Below are 19816 nucleotides of genomic sequence, written 5' to 3'. Positions count from 1 at the left end.
ACTGGTGGTTGGCAATTAGCGGCGCTTCGCTGGTGTTCAAAAGCTGCCCGTAAACCAATTATTGCAGATGGTGGTATTCGTACTCACGGAGATATTGCAAAATCAATTCGTTTTGGGGCTACAATGGTAATGATTGGTTCATTATTTGCTGGTCATGAAGAATCACCAGGTAAAACAGTTGAAATTAATGGAGAACGATTCAAAGAATATTTCGGTAGTGCATCTGAATTCCAAAAAGGTGAACGTAAAAATGTCGAAGGTAAAAAAATTATTGTTCCTTATAAAGGATCATTAAAAGATACATTAGTAGAAATGCAACAAGACTTACAATCATCAATTTCATATGCAGGTGGTTCAGACTTAGAATCAATTCGTAAAGTGGATTATGTTATTGTTAAAAATTCAATTTTTAATGGAGACTCTATTTAAAACAATTTTAATAATCTGAATTCTAAAAACGATTCAATGAGTGAAGTTGAATCGTTTTTTTCTTTATTTTTTAGTAAGATTTTTTGCTAAATTCTCAAAAAAAAGGTAGAATATAAAAGTTGATAGAGGAGGATAATTCGTGAAAATAAAAAGTATTTTAGGATTAATTTTCCTTATGGCTTCACTATTATGTACAAGTGCTATTTTAGCGGAAGAAAATGATTCAAGTACAAAAGAGGCTGTGCAAGGAACAACAGTAGAAACAGAATCAACTCAACAAGAAGAAAAAACTGAACAAACAACTGTGGCTATTCCATTTAGACAAGATGTAATGGAAGCAGTTGCAGAATATGGATATGGTGTCGAAGAACAGTATAGACCAGAAAGTACTATTATGGTCGATGCAGATACCGGAGAAATTGTATTTGGCAGTAATATTGATCAGCCATGGGATCCGGCTAGTATTTCTAAAATGATGACAGCTTATATGGCGTTTGAAGCGATGAAAGAAGGTAAGTTGTCTTTAGATACAATTGTCACTGCAACAGAAGAAGATCGTGCAATTTCAACGATTGGAGAAATTAGTAATAATATTATTGTCGCTGGAGTAGATTATCCAATTGAAGAATTATTATATATGATGTTTTATCCGTCTTCGAATGTTGCCACATTGATGGTAGCAAGAGCTACAGGGTTATCAGATACTGAGTTTTTAGATAAAATGAATGCTAAATTTAAAGAATGGGGCATGGAAAATACGAAATTCAATAATGCTAGTGGAGCAGTAGCTTCAGCATTTAGAGGATATTATACACCAGAAGGTTATAATAATAATCGATATAATCAGACAACTGCTAGAGATTTAGCGATTTTAGCGTATCATTTCTTGAAAGATTTTCCAGAAATCACTAACTTTACTAAAAATCCATTAATTACGGTTATGGTGGGAACTCCTTATGAAGAATCGTTTTACACTTATAATAGTTCCATCCCAGGAATGTACCAAGGATTTCCAGGAGTAGATGGATTTAAGACAGGTTCAAGTCCTAGTGCAGCATTTAACCATTTATTGACTGCTAAACAAGAAGATACTCGTTTTATTCAAGTTATTTTAGGAGTCGGGGCTTGGGAAGATAAAGACAATAGTTCTTTCTTCAAGAGTCAAATTGGGAATGGATTACTGAAAAAAGCTTTTTCTGAATATGAAACGCAAACAGTGTTAAAAGCAGGAGAACATACCATTGATGGTGTAAAAGTTCAACTAGATAAAGATATTAAAACTTTAGTTCGAATCGGCGAAACACCTAAATTTAGTTTAAAAGAGGATAAAATTGTTATTGAAACAGACCTTCCTCGTATTACATCAAAAATTGAACCATTAGCTTATCCAGTAACTATTATTCCAGAAGAAGTAAAAGAAAATAAAGAGAATAAAGATAATAAACAAAATACAACTGCAGAAGCTAAATCAGAATTAACTTTTAATTTTGAAGAATTTTTATTAAGTCTTTCTGATAAACCAATTTTATTAGGTGCAATTATTATTGGATTAGCATGTGTAATTAGTGCGATTATTGTTTCAATCGTGTTTATTATTAGAAAGTAATGATTAACGATTTCCATTTGGAAATCGTTTTTTGTATACAAAATAACTTTTAGTCATGAAAGACGTATTTATATCATGGAAACAAAATAAGCCTTTTCATAGTAGCATGAGTACTAGAAACCGAGAGGTTTCTAGTACAGGAAAAGTCGAGACCAAGGCTCGACTTTTAGGCAAGAGACTCGCTGTAGCGAGGCTACTGCCGTCCGTTTGCTACTATACCAGAAAAGGCATTAAAAAATGTAATTATTTTAAGGAATCGATAAACCTTCCAAACGCTTCTTGTCCTTCTACAGTTTGTTTAAAGACGCCAGCATCTTCCAAACCACGTTCAAAAATTTCACCAACTTTTTGTCGAATCAACCCTTCAACATTGTCTGTTGTAATTTGTTCATTGTCTTTAATTTCGTTAGCCCATGCTTTATGCATTTCAGGCATTTGATGAGCTTGTCCAAGTAAGTAGTTTTCAACTTCTTTTAGTTCTGTTTTTAAACGAGGAGGAAGAATCGCTAACCCCATCACTTCAATTAAACCAATATTTTCTTTCTTAATTGGATGTACATCCACATGAGGATGGAAAATACCATCTGGATATTCTTCAGTCGTACGATTATTTCTAAGCACTAAGTCTAATTCAAAAATACCATTACGAACACGTGCAATTGGAGTAATCGTATTATGAGGTGTTTCATCAGTAAATGCTAAAATATCCGCACTTTCATCAGAATAATTTCTCCATTTTTCTAAAATATGAGTCGCTAATTGAACAATTTGGTTTGTATCTTTACTTGCTAAACGAATAACAGATAAAGGCCAATGTAAACGAGAAACTGTTCCATCAAATCCTTTAAACGTGTAATTTTCTAAAATTGGAGCAACATCCATAGGAAATACATGACGACCAGATTGATAATGATCATGAACTAAAATAGAGCCACCAACAATTGGTAAATCAGCATTTGAGCCAACAAAATAGTGAGGGAACTGACGTAAAATATCCATTAAATTCTCAAATGAACGCTCTGTAATTTGCATTGGACGAGGTACTTGAGTTAAGAAAATAGAATGTTCGTTAAAATAAGAATATGGAGAATATTGGAATCCCCAATCTTCATGATTAATTTCTAAACGAATAATTCTATGATTACTTCGAGCAGGGTGGTTAAAACGTCCGTAGTATCCTTCGTTTGTCATTGTTAATTGAGAAGCAGGATAACTAGATTGTTTTACCAATTTAGCTTGAGCAATCGCTTTTGGATCTTTTTCGGGTTTTGATAAATTAATCGTAATTTCTAAAGTGCCATATTTTCCTGAATATGGAAATTGAATATTTTTAGCAATGGCTCTTGTTTGAATGTAGTGATTTTTTTGGCTTAATTTATAAAAATAATCAGTTGCTTTTTCTGGATTTTCTTTGTAATTGTTCCAAAAGTTTGCATTTAAAACAGAAGGGAGTGGCGTTAACAAATTCATTACGGCTGCTTCAAATGCTTCTTTTTCAGGTAAAATATCTTCAATGACTCCTAATTCAATCGCTAATTCAATGATTTCATCTACTGAATCTTCTAAAGAGGACAATTGATTTGGTGAAATATCAGTTGGTTTATAATCATCTAATTGTAATAGATGCAGTAATTGATTCGTTGTATAAATTTCGTCTATTGGATCTAATAATTTTTCCAGTTTAGCTTTTTCAATAAAATTTGTAATGCTGTGGTACATATTCTTTTTTCTCCTAACCCATTCGTTTATTAAATATAAAATATGCAATCGTTATCAATTTGATTCCTATCAAAATGTAACGGCTTTTACATAAGCCTATTATAAAATGAAAGCATAAAAAAACAAACCATTTTTAGCAAAAAAACTAAAAATAGTTTGATAAATATCAATATTTCTTCAATTATTTGAAAAATGCCCAAATATAATCAATAATCGCTGTTAATCCGTAAGTATATGCAGCTAAAGTAATAGGTTTACAAATTAAAATAATCAGGATGAATTTTTTATAACTCATTTTTGTTAAGCCTGCTAGCATACATAGGAAATCATCTGGTGAAACGGGAAATGCCATCATGAAAGTAAAGAAGTAATCGAATTTATTTCCACGATTTAACCATCCGATATAACGATGATACGTACTATCATTGACCATTGATTTTACAAATAGTTGTCCATAAATTCTAGCTAAATGGAAAGCGATGATGGAACCAATAATAATTCCAATATAGTTGTATACATTTCCGATAAACATTCCGTAAATATAGACTCCTGCAATACTTGTTAAGGCACCCGGTATAATTGGAATAACGGTTTGTAAAATTTGTAATAAGATAAAAACAGGTGGTCCCCATATACCCGCACGTTGCATATATTCACTAAGTGCTTCTTGGGAAGTAAATAATCCTTTTTGATACGCCCAAATACAAAAGATGACTGTAGCAATTGCTCCAGCAACTGAAGAGGCATGCATCATTCTTTGTGCAAAGGGAGATAAAGGCTTACCTTGTTTAATTTGTGTTTCAGTCATAAATTCTCCTTTATTTCAAATGATTTTCAACAGCTACTTTATCATAAAAGGCTTGCCATTGTTGGAGTACGTTTTCTTTAGAGTAGAACTGTTCTCCTTTTTTAGATTTTTCGCAAGCTTCTTGATAGAAAGCCTCATCTTGCTGTAATTGACGTAAAATCTCTTGGAATTGTACTTGAGAATTTCCTTTTAAGTAGTAATCAAATAAAATTGGGCGATATTCTCTTAAATCTCTTAATAATAATGGGATATTTGCATTCATGGATTCCAAAATCGTCATAGGAAATAACTCTTCGAATGAAAGTTGTAACATCACATCACCCATATTAAAGAACTCATTCATTCGTTCTCTTTCTACAAGCCCTAAGAAATGAACATTACTTGGTAATTCATCCATATGTTCCATAATTTCTTTACGACCTTCTGAAATCCCTTTAAATGCAAAATCACCTGCCCATACAAATTGAATATCTGGCATTTTTTTCGCTAAATCAATGAATTCTAAAACACCTTTTCTCATTTGTAATTGTCCTGCAGAGACAACGGTAAATTTATCTGGATTTAATCCAAAAGATTCTCGTAGAGTTGCTTTTGAACGATCAGTAATTTTATAAAAAGTATCACGTGATACAAAGTTTGGAATGTAAGTGATTCTTTCTTTTGGAATTCCATAATGTTCTAAATCTTCAATAAAACGTGGATTAACGGTTACTAAATAATCTGCTTGTTTATAAAATTGAAGAACATATTTATAAAATAATTCTTTAATCGGACGAGGTAAGGAAATACTTTTTTCTAAAGTTTCCGGTAAAAAGTGAACAGAAGCAATCATTGGACGGTTTTGTCTTGTGATAACAGATTTAATTAAAAAATCTGGATTAATCGTATGAATATGAGTAATATCATATGTTTTTAATTGATTCACTACGACTTGATAGTCTTTTAAACCTTCTGTTACGAGATTAATTTGTTCTTCTGTAGCAGATAGAACACCTTGTCCTTTTACACTATCTGCTCGTGTAAGCATATTGATCGTTAACATATTGACTCCTTTAAGAAACAATTTCGTTTACTATTCTACCATGAAATGACTCATTTGGAAAATAGCTAGTAAAATCTTAAAAAAGTTTTGATATTTAAAAATTTTAACGATAACTTTTTGCCTTATGGATGATTTTTTTGTATACTAGATGAAGAGAAATCAAGAGAGGTTATTCATGAAGCGTCAAAAAAATAAACCTAAAGGTAAAGCATCTAAAAATTCAAAAGAAGCAATGACATTAGTGGATTGTTACTATATCCCAACAGCAATTGCAGAACATTTTTGCCTGTTACGTGAGCATTGTGCGACCGAAGTAGAACAAACTTTACTTCAGAACTTTGTAAAAGTTCAAAGAGAACAACGGGAAGACATTGGTGAAGTAATTGTTGCATATGATGAAGCTGGTGTATGTCATGGCGAGATTAGTTTAAGTCCAACTGAAATATCAAAATTAGAAAAAGAAATTTCAGCCGAGAGATTGGATAAATATTTAGAAATTTATTTCAAATAAGATATTTTAAATAATGGATGAAGTGTAATCTGTAACAACTCCTGTTGGAAATTCCTGCAGGAGTTTTTTTCTTTTTAAGTCGTGTGATTTGCCTCTACAACTAGAGCTTGATATCATCAAATAGAAAGGTAGGAGATACTATGGAATTAGGAATTCGTAATTTTACATTTAGAAACCCAACAAAAATTTTATTTGGAACAGATCGTATTAAGGACATTGATGGAGAAATTCCAAAAGATGCAAAAGTATTAATTTTATATGGAGGAGGTTCCGTTAAACGTAATGGAGCCTTTGATCGTGCTGTACAAGCCTTAGGAAATCGTGAATGGGATGAGTTTGGTGGAATCGAAGCAAACCCAACTTACGAAACATTAATCAAAGCTGTTGCACGAGTGAAAGAAGAAGGTTTTACTTATTTGCTAGCGATTGGTGGAGGTTCTGTCATTGATGGAACAAAATTTGTCGCTGCAGCAAGTGTTTTCGAGGGTAATCCATTAGATATGTTTCGAGGTGGATTTGGAAAAGGTCTTCCTGTTACGAAAGCTGTTCCGTTTGGAACAATTTTAACATTACCTGCTACTGCTTCAGAAATGAATAGTGGAGCGGTAATTACTTTTGTAGAATTAAAAGCAAAAGTAAGTTTTAGACCGGATGTAACATTCCCTCAATTTTCAGTATTAGAACCTGAATTAACCTATACATTACCAAAACGTCAATTAGTCAATGGGGTTTTAGATACATTTATTCATACAATGGAAAATTATTTAACATACCCTGTAGATGCAAAATTACAAGACAGATATGCAGAAGGGATTTTACAAACATTAATTGAAATTGCACCAACAGTTATTGATGAAGAGAATCATGATTTTGCAGCTAGAGCGAACTTTATGTGGTGTGCTACAAATGCATTAAATGGGACAATTTCTGCAGGAGTCCCAACAGACTGGGCAACTCATGCCTTAGGACATGAAATTACATTAAATCATGGAATCGACCATGGACGTACATTATCAATTGTATTACCTGCGATGATGAAAGTCCGTAAAGAACAAAAATGGGACAAATTGATTCAATATGGTAAACGAGGTTGGGAGTTATCAGGAACACCTGAAGAAATCGTCAATGGAGCCATTGAAAAGACAGAAGAATTCTTCGCATCATTAGGAGCACCGATTCGTTTTAAAGATGTTTCATTAGATGAATCAGTGATTGAAGCATTAGTGGAAGGCTTAGGACGTCACGAGAAAATCCATTTATCTGAGCATCATAATTTAGAATTAGAAGATGCAAGAATTATTTATCAAACTGCATTATAGTACGGGAAAGGAGCGAAAAGATGGCAAGTGAATTAATTGAAGAAAAGTTAAAACAATTGCCTGATTTACCAGGATGTTACTTGATGAAAAATCAAGAGGATGAAATTATTTATATTGGTAAAGCAAAAAACTTAAAAAATCGAGTTCGCTCCTATTTCCGTGGAGCACATAATACTAAAACTGAAAAATTAGTAAGTGAGATTCATCATTTTGAATTTATTGTCACAAAAACGAATAAAGAATCGTTATTGTTGGAAATTAATTTAATTAAGAAATACCAACCTTATTACAATATTAAATTAAAACAAGGAACGATGTATCCTTATTTAAAAATTACGAATGAACGAGATCCTCAACTAGTGATTACAAGTAATGTTGAAAAAGATGGAGGCATGTATTTTGGACCTTATCCGAATGTTTATGCTGCAACAGAAACTCAACAATTGATTCAAAAGATTTATCCATTGAGAAAATGTGGAAAAAATGAAACGCGTGCTTGTTTTTATTATCATTTAGGGCAATGTATTGGCTGTTGCGACCATGAAGTTTCACCAGAAATTTATCAACAACAAAAGAAAAAAATTCAACGTTTTCTTGAAGGTGATGTAAAAGAAATTAAGCAAGATTTGCAAAAGAAAATGGATGAAGCTTCAGAACAATTAGAATTTGAACGAGCGATTGATTATAGAAATCAAATTCAATATATTGAAACAACCGTAGAAAAACAGCATATTATGTCTCAAGACTTTACAAATCGTGATGTATTCTCATTTTATATGGATAGAGGATGGATTTCTATTCAAGTATTCTTGCTGAGACAATCAACCATTATTAAGAGAGAAGCAGCTTTATTCCCTATTTATAATTCAGCAGAAGAGGAATTAACATCTTTTATCGTACAATTTTATCAAGAACAAAATCATATTTTGCCAAAAGAAATATTAGTACCATCAGAAATTGATAAGGAGTTACTAGCTGAAGTATTAGAAGTCAAAGTTTTAACTCCTCAAAGAGGTCCAAAGAAACGAATGCTGGATTTAGCAACACAAAATAGTGAAGTAGCTTTACTTGAAAAATTCAAGATTGATGAAAATAGTCAGCAAAAAACATTAGGTGCGGTTGAACAATTACGACAAGCACTTGATTTAAGTCGTTTAAGCGTGATTGAATCATTCGACCACTCGAATATTCAAGGGACAAATCCTGTATCAGCAATGGTCGTTTATCGAGATGGAAAACCAGAGAAGAAGAGTTATCGAAAATTTAATATTAAAACCGTACAAGGGAGTCATGAATTTTTAACGACGCAAGAAGTTGTTAGAAGACGATATTCTAGATTATTAAAAGAACAGAAACCTTTACCTGATTTAATTTTGATGGATGGCGGAAAAGTTCAGATGAGAGCTGCCATGGAAGTTTTAGAAGATGAACTTGGATTATATATTCCGATTGCTGGAATGGTAAAGGATGAGAAACATAAGACTGCTCATTTACTGTATGGAGAAAATTATGAACAAATTGAATTAGATCCAACGAGCCAAGCATTCCATTTATTACAACGAATTCAAGAGGAAGTCCATCGATATGCGATTACATTCCATCGTCAAGTACGAAGTAAAAATGCTTTTTCTTCGATTCTTGATGACATTGAAGGAGTTGGACCAAAAACTCGTACGAAATTATTACAGCATTTTAAAACGATGAAGGGAATCCAGGAGGCAACAGTCGAGGAGATTCAAAAACTAGGAATTTCTGAGAAAGTAGCAAAGAGAATCAAAGAATCAGTGAAATAAATTCATTGGGATTTCTCTGGAAAGTTGTGAGGCCCGCCAGCAGCCTCCTTCGGAGTCTCATGGCTAACATTTGAGCCTAGGGTCTCAAATGTTGCCTTAAAAGCTTCCTGATGTCAGGAAGCTTTTATTTCACAACTGCGATAAATCCCATGTGTTCCATTCATTAACTTTAGATACGTTTAGGATGTTCTGTACGTGAAAATCCTTAATGTTCTTACGTGTGGCAAAGGCGCGCTTTGCGCTGTTTGCCTATTGGGGTACATGGATGGTGATTTCTCTTGGGGATGTGAGGCTGTGTTTTGAGAGAATTGTGTTAATTCAGGCTCACTTCTGTACCTTTAATTGTTATAAAAAGGTTTAGAATTGTTCAAGTTTTTATATAACAGATTTTTCAATCTGTTATATTTTTTTGTAAAAATAGTAAAAAATGATTGATTTCCTTCTCAGTGTGTGCTATTTTATGTTAGTCAAAAATATATGAAAAAGGTAGGTAAAATCATGAACAAATGGTTTAAACTAGGTGCAGTTGCTGCAACATTATTTTTAGGAGCTTGTTCTAATTCAACAAGTACTACAACAAGCAAAGATACTGTATCACAAGCACAAAAAAATTGGGATGCAATTGAGAAAGCAGGAAAGATTAAAGTTGCAACAGCGGGTACTTTATATCCACAATCATTCCATACTGATAAAGACAACTCTTTAACTGGTTATGATGTTGAAATCGTAAAAGAAGTAGCTAAACGCTTAAAATTAGAAGTTGAATTCACTGAAATGGGTGTTGACGGTATGTTAACAGCATTAGATAGTGGTCAAGTAGATATTGCTAACTATTCAATTGAAGATGGGGCAAAAAATATTGATAAATATTTACGTACTGAACCACATAAATATTCATTTACATCAATGGTTGTTCGAGAAAGCGACAATTCAGGAATTTATTCTTGGGCTGATGTAAAAGGTAAAAAAGCTGCAGGTGCTGCAAGTACAAACTACATGAAAATTGCTAAAAAATTAGGTGCAGAATTAGTTATCTATGACAATGTTACAAATGATGTTTATATGTCTGATTTAGTAAATGGTCGTACAGATGTTATTATCAATGACTACTATTTACAAAAAATTGCTGTAGCATTCGGTAAAGATACTTTCCCAATTAAAATTAACGAAGGTATTTACGCAAACCCATATAGCGCAAGCTTCTCTATTAAATTAGGAAATGATGTTATCCAACAAAAATTCAATGAAGCATTAAAATCAATGAAAGAAGATGGAACATTAACTGAAATTTCTAAAACATTCTTTGCTGGTGAAGATGTAACTCAACCAAAAGACTTGAAATTAGAAAAAATTGATTTTTCTGATGTAGAATAAGAGGCGATGACGATTGTTTAATCTTAAGTTAGCGATTCATAGTCTTTCCTTTATATTAAGTGGTTTACAATATACATTAGGAATTGCTGGAGTAAGTTTTATTTTTGGAACGATCTTAGGGTTCATGTTTGTTTTAATGAAACGCTCGAATATCAGAGTTCTAAGAATGATTGCTAATTTTCATGTTTCTTTTATGAGAGGAACTCCTACATTAGTATTTTTATTCTTATTATATTTCGGATTACCTTATTTAAAAATTCAACTTCCAGCTCTAGTCTGTGCAATTTTATGTTTTAGTATTGCAAGTAGTGCATACATCTGTGAAGTGTTACGTTCTTCGATTGATGCAGTGGACTATGGTCAGTGGGAAGCTTCAACTTCCTTAGGATTGAATTATTTTCAAACATTAAGAAGAGTGATTGTTCCTCAAGCATTTAGAATTTCAGTACCACCATTAAGTAATGTCTTATTAGATATGATTAAAGGAACGTCGTTAGCAGCGATGATTACGGTACCGGATATTTTTCAAAATGCTAAAATTGTTGGAGGACGAGAATTCGACTATATGACGATGTATATTTTAGTAGCTTTAATTTACTGGTGCATCTGTTTAGTGTTTGAACAAGGTCAGAAAATTTTAGAAAAAAGATTATCATTATATTAAAGATGAAGAGGTTGGATTTCCAGCCTCTTTTTGCTTGCAACGAGGATTGCTAGAGATTTTAAGGAAAATATGATAGACTATCCAGGAAGAAAAGGAGTGGTGATCATGAAAAAATTAGCGATTATAGGCACAGGGTGGATATCTTCTTCTTTTGTAGAAGCGGTACAACAAACAAATAGTTTTGAAGTAGTATCTGTATACAGTAGAACAATAGAAAAAGCAGAAGAATTTGCTACAAAACACCAGATTCATTCTTGGACAAATCAATGGAATGAATTTTTATTAGAAAATTGGGATGTTGTTTATATCGGATCACCAAACCATACACATGGTAGTTATTCAAAACAATTATTAGAACATCAAAAAAATATTATCGTTGAAAAACCATCCTTTTTATCTGTTGAAGAATGGGATGAAGTTCATCAATTAGCGGTTGAAAAAAACTTATTCGTAATGGAGGCTATTCGTCATTATTTTGAGCCAGCCTTTCAAGAAATTGGGAAATTCATTGCTCCTAGAATGAATAAAGTAAAAGGAGCTGTTTTATCGTATGCAAAATACTCTTCAAAATATGATGCATTTTTAAGAGGTGAGATTGCAAATTCATTTTCATTAGCTTCTGGTGGTGGAGCCTTAATGGATTTAGGAGTTTATCCTATTTATAATGCGATAAGCTGGTTTGGAATGCCGGAAAATGTGCATTATCAAGCTCGTAAATTAGAGAATCAAGCGGATGGACAAGGAATCGTATCATTGGCGTATCCAACATTTGATGTAACTATTTTTGTTGGAAAAGTGTTGAACGTATGTCTTCCTCAAGAAATCTACTTTGGAAAAGAAACATTACAAATCAATGATTGCCAAGAAATTAAAGAAGTAAGAACTCTTTATATGAGTGAAGTTCAAGAAACAAAGGAATATAAACTGCGTAAAAATCCATTAGAATGGGAAGCTATTGCCTTTGCAAATATATTAGAACGTACACCAGAATCACTAGTACAATATGAACAAAGTAAATTAATCAGTCGAAATGTTTTAGAAGTGATTGAAGCATTAAGAAATTCAGCAGGAATTATATTTAATTAAGGAGAAATTATGAAAGAATATATTCAAAATAAATGGAATGAAAAAGGTTTTAAAGCATTAACACCGATTCAAGAAGCAACAAAGGAATTGATTCAAAATGGGGAAGATGTAGTAGCAGTTTCTCCAACAGGTACAGGAAAAACACTCGCCTACTTATTACCATTATTAGAAAAAATTGAAGTCAATCATGAATTACAAGCAGTCATTTTAGTGCCTAGTCAAGAGTTAGCACAACAAATTGGTGAAGTGATTCGTGAATGGAAATTGCCAGAATTAACGATGTTAGTTTTAGCTGGAGGAGCTAATGTAAAACGTCAAATTGAAAATTTAAAGAAAAAACCAGAATTAGTGGTTGGTACTCCGGGTCGATTAACGGAGTTAGCAAATCAAAGAAAATTAAAGCTACACAAAGTTCAAACATTAGTGTTAGACGAAGCGGATTATTTATTAGCGCAAGAACATTTAGAACAAACTCGTTCATTTATTAAAAAATGTCCATCACAACGACAAATGATTTGTTTTTCAGCCACTAAAAATGAAATATTAGAATCTATTCATCAATGGATTAATATGACACCAAAATGGGTAGAAAATGAACAAAAGATGGCAGGAAATGGGAATGTAAAACATGTGTATATTGAATCCCCTGTTCGAAAAAAAGATGAATTGTTAAGAAAGTTTGCCAATATGAAGGAATATCAAGCCTTAGTATTTGTAAATTCATTGGCAAATGCAGGAATTTTAGCTGAGAAATTACAATACCACAATATTCCTTGCGCTTTATTAACGAGTAATGAAAATCAAATCAATCGTAAAGCTGCCATTCATGCCTTTAAAAAAGGAGAAGTTCCTATTTTATTAACAACGGATGTGGCAGCACGTGGATTAGATATTGAAGATTTACCAGTCGTGATTCATTATGATTTACCTGAAAATAAAGAAGTATATACCCACCGTTCAGGAAGAACTGGAAGAATGGGGAAAGATGGTTTAATCATTAGTTTTGTAACAGAAAAAGAAGTGAGAGACTTGAAAAAACTCATTCCAGCTGATGCAAAACTAGAAGCATTCCAAGTTCATTCGAGTCAACTACAAGTTGCTCAAAAGAAAAAAATAGTGGAAAAGAAACCTTATAAACCAAAAGATAAAAAAGGATCCGCTAAAAAAGCTTATCCATCAAAAGATAAAAAATCCTTTAAATCTAAAAAATCGTTAGGGAAGAAAAAGTAAAAAGGAGTTTCTTAGATGCTTACATTGGAGTTTTTGAAAAATCATTTAGAAGAATATCATTTACCCTATGAAGAGAAATCAGTGTTGATTCAAGTTAAAAGATTAATCCATGAAGAAAATGCTATTTGTTATTGGTCTTCAATGGGATGTGTATTTTTTGAATTAAAAGATGATGCGACTTTTTCTGATACAAGACCGCTACTTTTTCCTGTTGAACGAGTAGAGAAAGTACAATATCAAAAGAAATTTTTATCAAATGATGAATTAAGTTTTGAAGTAGAGGGAGAAAAGTTTCAATTTGAAATCCCTCATCGTTCTAAATATTTTTCAAATCAAAAAGAACAATTAAAACTGTTCCGAGTAATGATGGAACAATAAAGGAGACGGACATGGAAATTATTCGTTCGCACCAAAATGCAATGGTTAAAAATTATCAAAAGTTACAAACTTCTAAAGGTAGAAAAAAAGCGGAAGCGTATTTGATTGAAGGGGAACATTTAGTTGAAGAAGCCATTCAATCAAATATTTCCATTCAACGCTTAGTAGTCAGTGAGGACACGATTCATCTTTATGAAAAATGGACAAAAATCTATCCAACAATGTTTGTTTCTAAAGAAGTGTTTGAAAAGTTATCGATGACTCAAACGAATCAAGGTATTTTAGCGATTGTACCATTAGAAAAGAAAACATTGGTCGAAGTTCCTCAGGGGCGTTACCTTTTAGCAGATGCGGTTCAAGATCCAGGTAATTTAGGAACAATTATTCGTACTGCTGATGCAGCAGGTTTTGATGCAGTTGTTTTAGGAGAAGGCTGTGTGGATTTATATAATGACAAAGTCGTTCGTTCCATGCAAGGAAGCCAATTTCACGTAGCAATTTATCATGAAAATTTAACAGATGTGTATGGAAAGTTAAAAGAAAATGATATTCCAATCGCTGTAACGGCACTTCATCGTGACGCAAAGGATTTTCAATGGTTAAATGGCAGAGAGTCTGTTGCAATTGTGGTTGGAAATGAAGGAAATGGCGTTCGTGACGAATTGATTGATTCTGCGGATTGTATCATTCAGATTCCTATGTTTGGTCAAGCGGAATCGTTGAATGTAGCGATTGCTAGTGGGGTACTTATGTACCAAACGAGAATTTAAATTGGTTTGGGATTGCGCTTGGGGTTGTGAGGCTGCCAGCAGCCTTGCGAAGCAAGTCTCATGGCTAATTTTTGAGCCTAGGGTCTCAAAAATTACCTATGAAAGTACTCTGGAACAGAGTACTTTCATTTACACAACGGCGCCCAATCCCATGTTTTTTCGGGCATAATATTAGGGTACGTTTAGGATGTGGGGTACGGAAGTATCTTTTACGTGCTGACGTGTGGCAAATGCGCTTTGCTGTTTGCCTGAAGGGGTGCTATTTTGGGGTTTATTGTTAGCCTTAGTGTAGTGGCTCTTATTAGTTATGAGCGTTTTGTTTGATTGATATTTTCATCTGTGCTATACTATTTATGAATTAAGATGACGTGGAAAGGAGAGTGAGCAGGAATGCTCACTCTTTTTACGCAGTTATGTAAAGGAGGTTATCTATGAGTAAAGTAGCAGAATTAGTTTCAACACTCGCTTTGCCAGTTATTGAAGCAGAAGGGTTTGAATTAGTCGATTTAGAGTTTGTAAAAGAAGGGAAAAATTGGTTTTTACGTTTTTACCTTGACAAACCAGGTGGAATTGATTTAGATGATTGTGCGTTTATGAGTGAAAAATTTAGTGAATTATTAGATGCACAAGATCCAGATCCGATTCCTCAAGCGTATTTCCTTGAAGTATCTTCTCCTGGTGCTGAACGTCCTCTGAAAACTGAGAAAGATTTGAAAGAAGCGATTGGACAATATGTTCATTTATCATTCTATCAACAAGTTGAAGGCGAGAAGTTTTTAGAAGGATTTTTAACGGAAGTAACTGATGAGTCAGTGACTTTAGAAGTGAAAATTAAAACACGTAAAAAATCAGTTACGATTGTACGTGAAAATATTGCAAAAGCTCGATTAGCGATTCAATTCTAGGAATCAATTAGAAACATTTTTGACAAAGGAGTCACATTATGAGTAAAGAAATGATTAAAGCATTAAATATTCTTGAAGAAGAAAAAGGGATTTCTAAAGAAGTTGTCATTACAGCTTTAGAAGCGGCTCTTGTTTCTGCTTATAAGAAAAACTATGGACAAGCACAAAATGTTGAAGTTGAATTTGATGCTAAAAAAGGAAAAATGCATGTATACGCAGTAAAAGAAGTTGTGGAATATGTATTTGATTCAACACTTGAAGTGAGTATTGAAGAAGCTCATGAATTACATAAAGCTTATGAAGTTGGAGATAAAATTCGTTTTGAAGTAACTCCAAAAGATTTTGGACGTATTGCTGCTCAAACAGCGAAACAAGTGATTATGCAACGTTTAAGAGATGCTGAACGTACAAATATTTATAATGAATTTATCGAATACGAAAATGAAATTATGACAGGTGTTGTTGACCGTCAAGATTTCCGTTATGTATATGTGAATTTAGGTAAAATTGTTGCAGGAATGACGAAACAAGATCAAATTCCTACAGAAGAATATTTACCAGATCAACGTATTAAAGTATTAGTTTCTAAAGTTGATAACACAACTAAAGGTCCATTAATTTTCGTAAGTCGTACACATCCAGATTTATTAAAACGTTTATTTGAACAAGAAGTTCCTGAAATTTACGAAGGAGTTGTAGAAATTGTTTCTATCGCTCGTGAAGCAGGAGATCGTGCGAAAGTTGCGGTACGTTCTAGAGATACGAACTTAGATCCAGTTGGTACTTGCGTAGGACCTCGTGGTCAACGTGTTCAAAATATCGTAAATGAATTAAACGGAGAAAATATGGATATCGTTGAATGGAACGAAGATCCATCAGTATACATTGCGAATGCATTAAATCCTGCACAAGTTGTGAAAGTAGATTTTGATTCAGATCGTAATAGCTGCATCGTTGTAGTTCCGGATCATCAATTATCATTAGCAATTGGGAAACGTGGACAAAATGCTCGTTTAGCAGCTAAATTAACAGGATTCCGTATTGATATTAAATCAGAATCAGCTTATCAAGAATATTTAGACCAATTAGATTCAGAATTACCTACAGTTGAAGAAGCTTCAAGTGAAGAAGTTCAAACTGAAGAATAATTATTAAGGAGGCATCTTATGAAAAAAAGAAAAGTTCCAATGCGTCGTTGTATAGCTTCTGGAGAAATGATGCCTAAGAAAGAATTGGTACGGATTGTTCGTAACAGTGAAGGTGTCGCTCAAATTGATCCTACTGGAAAAGTCAATGGAAGAGGAGCTTATATTACATTAGAACCGACTCTTGTTGAAAAAGCGTGGAAGAATCATTTATTTGAACGTCAATTAGAAATCGAAATCCCAAATAGTTTCTATGAAGAACTATTGCAATATGTGGATCACCAAAAAGCTAGAAAAGAGTTATTTAGTGATGGAAAGCATTGATAAAAAGAAAGCTCTCAATTTATTAGGAATGGCGACTCGCGCTCGTAAACTAATATCTGGAGAAGAGCAAGTACTGCAAAGTATTCAAAAAGAAAAAGTGAATCTCGTTATTTGTACAACAAATAGTAGTGAGAATACCGTAAAGAAAATCAAAAATAAATGTGAATATTATGAAATCCCTTTTATTCAGCAATTTACAACAGAAGAAGTTTCAAATGCGATTGGAAAACAACGTTCAATTATCGCAATTGCTGATCAAGGTTTTACAAAAAGTCTGATGAAGATGAAAGGATTTAACGATATGAACGAATAGGAAGGTGAACGTATGTCAAAAACACGTGTATATGAACTTGCAAAAGAGTTAAAACTACCTAGTAAGGACATTATCGAAAAAGCAAAACAATTAGGCATTACTTATAACAGTCATATGTCAACAATGGAAGATGGAGAAGTTTCAAAGATTAAAGCTTCTATTTCAACAAAAAAAGAAGCTCCAAAGAAAGTAGTTGAAAAGAAAGAAACTCCTGCGCCTAAAAAAGTAGAGGCAAAAAAAGAAGCAGCGGAACCTAAGAAGGAAACTGCAAAAAAAGAAGAAGTGAAAAAAGTGGAACATAAACCAGCACATTCACCAAAACAACAGGATAAAAATCATCAACCAAATCAAAATAAAAATGGACATAAGAAGGAATTTATGCAAAAACAAGAAAAAGTAGCAAACAAAGGACCAAAACATCAATCTCATGATGAAGAATCATATTCAAATCATCGTGATTCTAAGAAGAATAATGATTTCAAACGTGGAAATCAAAAACGTGGTGGCGAACGTAATCAACAAGAAAACTTTAACAAGAAAAATCGTCATCAAAAAAATAACCGTAAACAACAAAAGAATGCTGAACAAAAACCAGCAGTTCCAGCACGTAAATTCCATGAATTACCAGATGTATTAGTGTATACAGATGGAATGACAGTTGCTGAATTAGCTAAAAAGATTAAACGTGAACCAGCAGAAATTATTAAAAAATTATTCTTATTAGGAGTAATGGCAACATTAAATCAAGGATTATCAAAAGATGCGATTGAATTATTAGCAGCAGACTATGGTATGGATGCTGAAGAAAAAATCGAAAAAGATATTTCTGATTTAGATGTATACTTTGAAGAAGCAGCTACTGAGAGCGACTCACATGCCGTTCGTCCTCCAGTAGTTACAATCATGGGACACGTTGACCATGGTAAAACAACTTTACTTGACCAATTAAGAAATTCTTCTGTAGTAGCTGGAGAAGCTGGAGGAATTACACAACATATTGGTGCTTACCAAATTAAAATTGATGGCAAACCAATTACATTCTTAGATACACCAGGTCACGCGGCATTTACAACAATGCGTGCTCGTGGTGCGGATATCACAGATATTACTATTATTGTAGTTGCTGCTGATGACGGTGTAATGCCACAAACAATCGAAGCGATTAACCATGCAAAAGCTGCAGATGTTCCAATTATTGTTGCTGTAAACAAAATTGATAAACCAGCTGCTAACCCAGGTCGTGTAATGCAAGAATTATCTGATTTAGGTTTAGTTCCTGAAGCATGGGGTGGAGATACAATCTTTGTTGAAATCTCTGCTAAATTTAATCAAAATATCGAAGAATTATTAGAAATGATTTTATTAGTAGCTGAAATGCAAGAATTAAGTGCAAATGCTAATCGTTTAGCATTAGGTACAGTTATTGAAGCTCGTTTAGATAAAACAAAAGGACCTATCGCAACATTATTAGTTCAAGAAGGAACTCTTAAAGTTGGGGATCCAATCGTTGTTGGTAATACATTCGGACGTGTCCGTGTAATGGTAAATGACCAAGGACGTCGTGTGAAAACAGCTGTTCCAGCAACTCCAGTAGAAATTACAGGGTTAAATGCATCTCCGCAAGCAGGAGACCGCTTCGTAGTATTTGAAGATGAAAAATCAGCTCGTGCTGCCGGTGAAGAACGTGCGAAACGTGCTTTAATTGAACAACGTAATGCATCAAGCCGTATTACATTAGATAACTTATTCTCAACATTAAAAGATGGAGAAATGAAAGAAGTTAACGTTATTATTAAAGCAGACGTGCAAGGTTCTGTAGAAGCTTTAGCTTCAAGTTTACAAAAAATTGAAGTTGAAGGCGTACGTGTGAAAATTATCCATACAGCTGTTGGGGCAATTAATGAAAGTGATATTACTTTAGCAACAGCAAGTAATGCGATTATTATTGGTTTCAACGTTAGACCTACACCTCAAGCGAAAATTCAAGCTGAATCTGATCAAGTAGATATTCGTTTACACCGTATTATTTATAATGTTATTGATGAAATTGAAACAGCGATGAAAGGTATGTTAGATCCTGAATTTGAAGAGAAAATTACTGGTTCTGCTATCGTTCGTGAAACTTATACAGTATCTAAATTAGGTACAATTGCTGGTTCATATGTAACTGAAGGGGTTGTTAAACGTTCTAGTCAAGTTCGTTTAATCCGTGATAACATTGTTATTTACGAAGGTGAATTAGCAAGCTTGAAACGCTTCAAAGACGATGCTAAAGAAGTTAAACTTGGATTTGAATGTGGAATTATGATTGAAGGCTACAATGATATTAAAGTAGATGACATCATCGAAGCATTTGAAATGGTTGAAATTAAAAGAAAATAATCATTAAATGATGGAATG

General features: G+C 33.3%; 19 protein-coding genes. 16 read left to right on the top strand and 3 right to left on the bottom strand.

All coding sequences use genetic code 11. From position 1 onward, the window contains the following. Both RWZ86_RS00730 and RWZ86_RS00725 read left to right on the top strand, forming a co-directional pair. The coding region (locus RWZ86_RS00730; protein ID WP_314679158.1) for an IMP dehydrogenase at nucleotides 1–429 on the top strand (429 nt) is incomplete at its 5' end. Nucleotides 430–568: 139 nt separating this feature from the next. Continuing rightward, the gene (locus RWZ86_RS00725; RefSeq protein ID WP_314679157.1) at nucleotides 569–2035 is read left to right on the top strand and encodes a serine hydrolase; all 1467 of its coding nucleotides are present in this window, start codon (nucleotides 569–571) and stop codon (nucleotides 2033–2035) included. A 243-nt stretch (nucleotides 2036–2278) separates the two neighbouring features. Here the strand turns inward: RWZ86_RS00725 and galT are convergent, their stop codons facing one another. The 3 genes from galT to RWZ86_RS00710 form a co-directional block, all read right to left on the bottom strand. Continuing rightward, entirely contained in the window at nucleotides 2279–3754 is a 1476-nt protein-coding gene (gene galT, locus RWZ86_RS00720) for a UDP-glucose--hexose-1-phosphate uridylyltransferase (protein WP_314679155.1), read from the bottom strand. Nucleotides 3755–3935: 181 nt separating this feature from the next. After that, a complete protein-coding gene (locus tag RWZ86_RS00715; RefSeq protein ID WP_314257569.1) occupies nucleotides 3936–4562 on the bottom strand; it encodes a TVP38/TMEM64 family protein in 627 nt (208 codons plus the stop codon). Between the two features lie 10 nt (nucleotides 4563–4572). Then, the gene (locus tag RWZ86_RS00710) at nucleotides 4573–5604 is read right to left on the bottom strand and encodes a glycosyltransferase family 4 protein (RefSeq protein WP_314679153.1); all 1032 of its coding nucleotides are present in this window, start codon (nucleotides 5602–5604) and stop codon (nucleotides 4573–4575) included. A 175-nt stretch (nucleotides 5605–5779) separates the two neighbouring features. Between RWZ86_RS00710 and RWZ86_RS00705 the strand changes: the two genes are divergently transcribed. The 14 genes from RWZ86_RS00705 (at nucleotide 5780) to infB (ending at nucleotide 19798) form a co-directional block, all read left to right on the top strand. Further along, nucleotides 5780–6115, top strand: coding sequence for a hypothetical protein (locus tag RWZ86_RS00705; RefSeq protein WP_314679151.1), 336 nt, complete (start codon nucleotides 5780–5782; stop codon nucleotides 6113–6115). 140 nt (nucleotides 6116–6255) lie between these two features. Continuing rightward, entirely contained in the window at nucleotides 6256–7434 is a 1179-nt protein-coding gene (locus tag RWZ86_RS00700; protein ID WP_314679149.1) for an iron-containing alcohol dehydrogenase, read from the top strand. Between the two features lie 20 nt (nucleotides 7435–7454). Then, nucleotides 7455–9227 carry an excinuclease ABC subunit UvrC gene (gene uvrC, locus RWZ86_RS00695; protein ID WP_314679147.1) on the top strand — a complete coding sequence of 591 codons (1773 nt, stop codon included), beginning with the start codon at nucleotides 7455–7457 and terminating at the stop codon, nucleotides 9225–9227. Nucleotides 9228–9725: 498 nt separating this feature from the next. Continuing rightward, nucleotides 9726–10601 carry a transporter substrate-binding domain-containing protein gene (locus RWZ86_RS00690; protein ID WP_314679144.1) on the top strand — a complete coding sequence of 292 codons (876 nt, stop codon included), beginning with the start codon at nucleotides 9726–9728 and terminating at the stop codon, nucleotides 10599–10601. A gap of 13 nt (nucleotides 10602–10614) precedes the next feature. After that, a complete protein-coding gene (locus tag RWZ86_RS00685; RefSeq protein WP_314679143.1) occupies nucleotides 10615–11265 on the top strand; it encodes an amino acid ABC transporter permease in 651 nt (216 codons plus the stop codon). A 105-nt stretch (nucleotides 11266–11370) separates the two neighbouring features. Then, nucleotides 11371–12351 carry a Gfo/Idh/MocA family oxidoreductase gene (locus RWZ86_RS00680; protein WP_314679141.1) on the top strand — a complete coding sequence of 327 codons (981 nt, stop codon included), beginning with the start codon at nucleotides 11371–11373 and terminating at the stop codon, nucleotides 12349–12351. A gap of 9 nt (nucleotides 12352–12360) precedes the next feature. Then, nucleotides 12361–13581: a DEAD/DEAH box helicase gene (locus tag RWZ86_RS00675; protein ID WP_314679139.1), complete on the top strand. Its 1221-nt coding sequence runs from the start codon at nucleotides 12361–12363 to the stop codon at nucleotides 13579–13581. 15 nt (nucleotides 13582–13596) lie between these two features. Further along, nucleotides 13597–13959 carry a hypothetical protein gene (locus tag RWZ86_RS00670; RefSeq protein WP_314679138.1) on the top strand — a complete coding sequence of 121 codons (363 nt, stop codon included), beginning with the start codon at nucleotides 13597–13599 and terminating at the stop codon, nucleotides 13957–13959. Nucleotides 13960–13970: 11 nt separating this feature from the next. Continuing rightward, complete coding sequence (locus RWZ86_RS00665; protein ID WP_314679136.1) at nucleotides 13971–14729, top strand: RNA methyltransferase; 759 nt, start codon at nucleotides 13971–13973, stop codon at nucleotides 14727–14729. 431 nt (nucleotides 14730–15160) lie between these two features. Continuing rightward, on the top strand, nucleotides 15161–15634 hold the full coding sequence (gene rimP, locus RWZ86_RS00660; protein WP_006702587.1) for a ribosome maturation factor RimP: 474 nt from the start codon (nucleotides 15161–15163) through the stop codon (nucleotides 15632–15634). Between the two features lie 38 nt (nucleotides 15635–15672). Next, on the top strand, nucleotides 15673–16782 hold the full coding sequence (gene nusA / locus RWZ86_RS00655; protein WP_314679134.1) for a transcription termination factor NusA: 1110 nt from the start codon (nucleotides 15673–15675) through the stop codon (nucleotides 16780–16782). Nucleotides 16783–16800: 18 nt separating this feature from the next. Then, complete coding sequence (gene rnpM / locus RWZ86_RS00650; RefSeq protein ID WP_314679132.1) at nucleotides 16801–17103, top strand: RNase P modulator RnpM; 303 nt, start codon at nucleotides 16801–16803, stop codon at nucleotides 17101–17103. Further along, complete coding sequence (locus RWZ86_RS00645; protein WP_314679131.1) at nucleotides 17090–17416, top strand: ribosomal L7Ae/L30e/S12e/Gadd45 family protein; 327 nt, start codon at nucleotides 17090–17092, stop codon at nucleotides 17414–17416. The genes rnpM and RWZ86_RS00645 overlap by 14 nt, the downstream gene beginning before the upstream one ends. 12 nt (nucleotides 17417–17428) lie before the next feature. Then, the gene (gene infB, locus RWZ86_RS00640; RefSeq protein WP_314679129.1) at nucleotides 17429–19798 is read left to right on the top strand and encodes a translation initiation factor IF-2; all 2370 of its coding nucleotides are present in this window, start codon (nucleotides 17429–17431) and stop codon (nucleotides 19796–19798) included. Nucleotides 19799–19816: the final 18 nt, after the last annotated feature.

The organism is uncultured Granulicatella sp., from assembly GCF_963545075.1.
In the GTDB taxonomy this organism is placed as follows: Bacteria; Bacillota; Bacilli; order Lactobacillales; family Aerococcaceae; genus Granulicatella.
Note: the sequence above shows the minus strand (reverse complement) of the source record. Positions and strands in the feature narration are given on the sequence as shown.

Excerpts from the sequence above, each read along its gene's own strand:
- galT (WP_314679155.1), bottom strand. The coding sequence starts at position 3,754 with ATGTACCACAGCATTACAAATTTTATTGAAAAAGCTAAACTGGAAAAA.
- RWZ86_RS00715 (WP_314257569.1), bottom strand. The coding sequence starts at position 4,562 with ATGACTGAAACACAAATTAAACAAGGTAAGCCTTTATCTCCCTTTGCA.
- RWZ86_RS00710 (WP_314679153.1), bottom strand. The coding sequence starts at position 5,604 with ATGTTAACGATCAATATGCTTACACGAGCAGATAGTGTAAAAGGACAA.
- RWZ86_RS00705 (WP_314679151.1), top strand. The coding sequence starts at position 5,780 with ATGAAGCGTCAAAAAAATAAACCTAAAGGTAAAGCATCTAAAAATTCA.
- RWZ86_RS00700 (WP_314679149.1), top strand. The coding sequence starts at position 6,256 with ATGGAATTAGGAATTCGTAATTTTACATTTAGAAACCCAACAAAAATT.
- uvrC (WP_314679147.1), top strand. The coding sequence starts at position 7,455 with ATGGCAAGTGAATTAATTGAAGAAAAGTTAAAACAATTGCCTGATTTA.
- RWZ86_RS00690 (WP_314679144.1), top strand. The coding sequence starts at position 9,726 with ATGAACAAATGGTTTAAACTAGGTGCAGTTGCTGCAACATTATTTTTA.
- RWZ86_RS00680 (WP_314679141.1), top strand. The coding sequence starts at position 11,371 with ATGAAAAAATTAGCGATTATAGGCACAGGGTGGATATCTTCTTCTTTT.
- RWZ86_RS00675 (WP_314679139.1), top strand. The coding sequence starts at position 12,361 with ATGAAAGAATATATTCAAAATAAATGGAATGAAAAAGGTTTTAAAGCA.
- RWZ86_RS00670 (WP_314679138.1), top strand. The coding sequence starts at position 13,597 with ATGCTTACATTGGAGTTTTTGAAAAATCATTTAGAAGAATATCATTTA.
- RWZ86_RS00665 (WP_314679136.1), top strand. The coding sequence starts at position 13,971 with ATGGAAATTATTCGTTCGCACCAAAATGCAATGGTTAAAAATTATCAA.
- rimP (WP_006702587.1), top strand. The coding sequence starts at position 15,161 with ATGAGTAAAGTAGCAGAATTAGTTTCAACACTCGCTTTGCCAGTTATT.
- nusA (WP_314679134.1), top strand. The coding sequence starts at position 15,673 with ATGAGTAAAGAAATGATTAAAGCATTAAATATTCTTGAAGAAGAAAAA.
- rnpM (WP_314679132.1), top strand. The coding sequence starts at position 16,801 with ATGAAAAAAAGAAAAGTTCCAATGCGTCGTTGTATAGCTTCTGGAGAA.
- RWZ86_RS00645 (WP_314679131.1), top strand. The coding sequence starts at position 17,090 with ATGGAAAGCATTGATAAAAAGAAAGCTCTCAATTTATTAGGAATGGCG.
- infB (WP_314679129.1), top strand. The coding sequence starts at position 17,429 with ATGTCAAAAACACGTGTATATGAACTTGCAAAAGAGTTAAAACTACCT.